Here is a 1,401-nt window from a genome sequence, read left to right as displayed (position 1 = left end):
CGACGACCCGACAGGTCACGACTCCCACGGAATCACCACTGCTATCCCCGACCAGCGGAAACGCACCGATCACGCCCGAAAAGACAACAGCTTCTTAGCCACTTGCCGAACCAGGACGACGATCCTTTGCCTTGATCTTCCGCTTGCCGGCGCGGGGTACCAGCCTTACGGCGGCCTCGGCTATCTCGCGGTCCAGCTCAGGTAGCAAGCTCGTGTACGTGTCCGAGGTCAGCGTGATGGTGGAGTGCCGCAGGGTCTCCTTCACGGCGTGGATGTCGCCGCCGCCTCCGTGCGTGAGCGTGGCGGCGACGTGGCGCAGGTCCCGCAGGGTGATGGGCGGCAGGTCAGTCGTGGCGAGGATGCGGCGGAAAGTCTCGGAGACCGTCCCAGGGTGGAGCCACGAGCCGTCTTCCTTCGTGAAGACCTTGCCGGTGTCCTGCCAGGCTTCGCCCCACTGCACGCGCTCCTTCTCTTGGCGGGCTTTGTGGTCGCGCAGTTCGGAGATGGTCGTGCTGTCGAGCGCGATCGTGTTGGCGCTGCCGTCCGTCTTGGGTTCCGACTCGTAGGGGTCCCAGCCGTCCACCACGATCTCCTTGGCGGGAGTGATGAGGCCGGCCTCAAGGTCGATCTCGTGCCAGTCCTGGCCGACCGCCTCGCCGCGACGGAGGCCGCGAGTACCCATGAGGTGGAAGATCGCGTACAGGCGGTCGCCCTCGGCTGCGTCCAGGAAGGCGCCGAACTGCTGCGGGGTCCACACCATCACAGGGCCGGGGGTCTCGCCCGTCTCGCGCCAGCGCCGGACTCGTTCATCGGTCCAGAGAAGTGGCTTCGGGCGCTTGCCGGACTCCAACTCGACGTGGGACGCCGGGTTGAAGGTGATGAGCTGCTGGCGATCGCTGAGTTCAGGGCCGCGCGCAGGGTGCGGCGGATCGCCTGACGGGATGCCGGGCCGGTGATCTTCCGGAACGGCTTCATCTCCGCCAGCTTGGCCCGCTCGGCCGCGAGCAGCTTCCGCTCGGCTCCCACGGGGCGGCCGGGCTTGCTCGGCTTGCAGTGGGCGATCTGCTCGCGGCGGGCCTCGTTCTCGGCCGCGATGACCTCGTTGCCGTCGGCTATCCCGTCGAACATCTCCACCAGGTGGCCGACGTTGAGGCGGTCGAGGCGTACGTGGCCGATGCGCGGCTTCAGATGGACGCGGATGTGGGAGGCGTAGCCGTTGAGCGTGGTCTTGCGGCGCTTCTTCGCGGCGAACCACTGGTCGAGCCACTCACCGACGGTGAGGCTGCCACGGAGGGCCAGGCCCGCCCTCAGGCGGCTCTACCTTCTTGATCGGGTTGATCGAGCCATTCGTAGGGTTGGGTCGCCCAGGGGTGCTGGGTGTGGCTATCAGGCGGCTGCCAT

At 67.5% G+C, this 1,401-nt stretch carries 1 pseudogene; it reads right to left on the bottom strand.

What is annotated here, in order from left to right:
- Positions 1-94: 94 nt before the first annotated feature.
- Positions 95-1,314: pseudogene (locus tag AB0F77_RS43000) on the bottom strand (site-specific integrase); the annotation flags it as partial.
- Positions 1,315-1,401 lie beyond the last annotated feature (87 nt).

This window comes from Streptomyces sp. NPDC026672, assembly GCF_040638185.1.
Taxonomy (GTDB): domain Bacteria; phylum Actinomycetota; class Actinomycetes; order Streptomycetales; family Streptomycetaceae; genus Streptomyces.
Note: the sequence above shows the minus strand (reverse complement) of the source record. Positions and strands in the feature narration are given on the sequence as shown.